Source organism: Pseudomonas sp. 5Vm1k (assembly GCF_056161485.1).
In genome coordinates, this window is sequence record NZ_JBSPCZ010000037.1 from 1 (window position 1) to 3,232 (window position 3,232).

General features: G+C 50.8%; 1 rRNA gene. It reads right to left on the reverse strand.

The features are described from left to right. Positions 1-153 precede the first annotated feature (153 nt). Positions 154-3,045, reverse strand: a 23S ribosomal RNA gene (locus tag ACWIKB_RS33255). Positions 3,046-3,232 lie beyond the last annotated feature (187 nt).

Genomic DNA, 3,232 nt, shown 5'->3' on the forward strand with positions numbered 1-3,232 from the left:
GAGCCAGGTCGTTTGCCCTTGCGGGTTCACGCTCCAGCGAATGGGTATGTGATAGATCTCGGTGTTTGTGAGCAGCTCGAACTTTCGGTTCGTTTCGTCTTCACACACCGCAATCTGATGCTCTTTCGAGTAGTCAAATTGCTTGGGTGTTATATGGTCAAGCCTCACGGGCAATTAGTATTGGTTAGCTCAACGCCTCACAGCGCTTACACACCCAACCTATCAACGTCGTAGTCTTCGACGGCCCTTCAGGGGACTCAAGGTCCCAGTGAGATCTCATCTTGAGGCTAGTTTCCCGCTTAGATGCTTTCAGCGGTTATCTATTCCGAACATAGCTACCCGGCAATGCCACTGGCGTGACAACCGGAACACCAGAGGTTCGTCCACTCCGGTCCTCTCGTACTAGGAGCAGCCCCTCTCAAATCTCAAACGTCCACGGCAGATAGGGACCGAACTGTCTCACGACGTTCTAAACCCAGCTCGCGTACCACTTTAAATGGCGAACAGCCATACCCTTGGGACCGGCTTCAGCCCCAGGATGTGATGAGCCGACATCGAGGTGCCAAACACCGCCGTCGATATGAACTCTTGGGCGGTATCAGCCTGTTATCCCCGGAGTACCTTTTATCCGTTGAGCGATGGCCCTTCCATACAGAACCACCGGATCACTAAGACCTACTTTCGTACCTGCTCGACGTGTCTGTCTCGCAGTCAAGCGCGCTTTTGCCTTTATACTCTACGACCGATTTCCGACCGGTCTGAGCGCACCTTCGTACTCCTCCGTTACTCTTTAGGAGGAGACCGCCCCAGTCAAACTACCCACCATACACTGTCCTCGATCCGGATAACGGACCTGAGTTAGAACCTCAAAGTTGCCAGGGTGGTATTTCAAGGTTGGCTCCACGCGAACTGGCGTCCACGCTTCAAAGCCTCCCACCTATCCTACACAAGCAAATTCAAAGTCCAGTGCAAAGCTATAGTAAAGGTTCACGGGGTCTTTCCGTCTAGCCGCGGATACACTGCATCTTCACAGCGATTTCAATTTCACTGAGTCTCGGGTGGAGACAGCGCCGCCATCGTTACGCCATTCGTGCAGGTCGGAACTTACCCGACAAGGAATTTCGCTACCTTAGGACCGTTATAGTTACGGCCGCCGTTTACCGGGGCTTCGATCAAGAGCTTCGCGTTAGCTAACCCCATCAATTAACCTTCCGGCACCGGGCAGGCGTCACACCCTATACGTCCACTTTCGTGTTTGCAGAGTGCTGTGTTTTTAATAAACAGTCGCAGCGGCCTGGTATCTTCGACCGGCATGGGCTTACGCAGTAAATGCTTCACCCTCACCGGCGCACCTTCTCCCGAAGTTACGGTGCCATTTTGCCTAGTTCCTTCACCCGAGTTCTCTCAAGCGCCTTGGTATTCTCTACCCAACCACCTGTGTCGGTTTGGGGTACGGTTCCTGGTTACCTGAAGCTTAGAAGCTTTTCTTGGAAGCATGGCATCAACCACTTCGTGTTCTAAAAGAACACTCGTCATCAGCTCTCGGCCTTAGAATCCCGGATTTACCTAAGATTCCAGCCTACCACCTTAAACTTGGACAACCAACGCCAAGCTGGCCTAGCCTTCTCCGTCCCTCCATCGCAATAACCAGAAGTACAGGAATATTAACCTGTTTTCCATCGACTACGCTTTTCAGCCTCGCCTTAGGGACCGACTAACCCTGCGTCGATTAACGTTGCGCAGGAAACCTTGGTCTTTCGGCGTGGGTGTTTTTCACACCCATTGTCGTTACTCATGTCAGCATTCGCACTTCTGATACCTCCAGCAAGCTTCTCAACTCACCTTCACAGGCTTACAGAACGCTCCTCTACCGCATCACCTAAGTGATACCCGTAGCTTCGGTGTATGGTTTGAGCCCCGTTACATCTTCCGCGCAGGCCGACTCGACTAGTGAGCTATTACGCTTTCTTTAAAGGGTGGCTGCTTCTAAGCCAACCTCCTAGCTGTCTAAGCCTTCCCACATCGTTTCCCACTTAACCATAACTTTGGGACCTTAGCTGACGGTCTGGGTTGTTTCCCTTTTCACGACGGACGTTAGCACCCGCCGTGTGTCTCCCATGCTCGGCACTTGTAGGTATTCGGAGTTTGCATCGGTTTGGTAAGTCGGGATGACCCCCTAGCCGAAACAGTGCTCTACCCCCTACAGTGATACATGAGGCGCTACCTAAATAGCTTTCGAGGAGAACCAGCTATCTCCGAGCTTGATTAGCCTTTCACTCCGATCCACAGGTCATCCGCTAACTTTTCAACGGTAGTCGGTTCGGTCCTCCAGTTAGTGTTACCCAACCTTCAACCTGCCCATGGATAGATCGCCCGGTTTCGGGTCTATTCCCAGCGACTAGACGCCCTATTAAGACTCGCTTTCGCTACGCCTCCCCTATTCGGTTAAGCTCGCCACTGAAAATAAGTCGCTGACCCATTATACAAAAGGTACGCAGTCACCCAACAAAGTGGGCTCCCACTGCTTGTACGCATACGGTTTCAGGATCTATTTCACTCCCCTCTCCGGGGTTCTTTTCGCCTTTCCCTCACGGTACTAGTTCACTATCGGTCAGTCAGTAGTATTTAGCCTTGGAGGATGGTCCCCCCATATTCAGACAAAGTTTCTCGTGCTCCGTCCTACTCGATTTCATGACTAAGAGATTTTCGCGTACAGGGCTATCACCCACTATGGCCGCACTTTCCAGAGCGTTCCGCTAATCTCAAAGCCACTTAAGGGCTAGTCCCCGTTCGCTCGCCACTACTAAGGGAATCTCGGTTGATTTCTTTTCCTCAGGGTACTTAGATGTTTCAGTTCCCCTGGTTCGCTTCTTAAGCCTATGTATTCAGCTTAAGATACCTAACTTATGTTAGGTGGGTTCCCCCATTCAGACATCTCCGGATCAAAGTCTGTTTGCCGACTCCCCGAAGCTTTTCGCAGGCTACCACGTCTTTCATCGCCTCTGACTGCCAAGGCATCCACCGTATGCGCTTCTTCACTTGACCATATAACCCCAAGCAATCTGGTTATACTGTGAAGACGACATTCGCCGAAAATTCGAATTTCTCAATTAAGAGAACTCACAAATTTTACCTTAGCCTGATCCGTTACCAGTGAAAGTAACGTTCAGTCTATCTTTCTATCACATACCCAAATTTTTAAAGAACGATCTAATCAAAGACTAGAAATCAA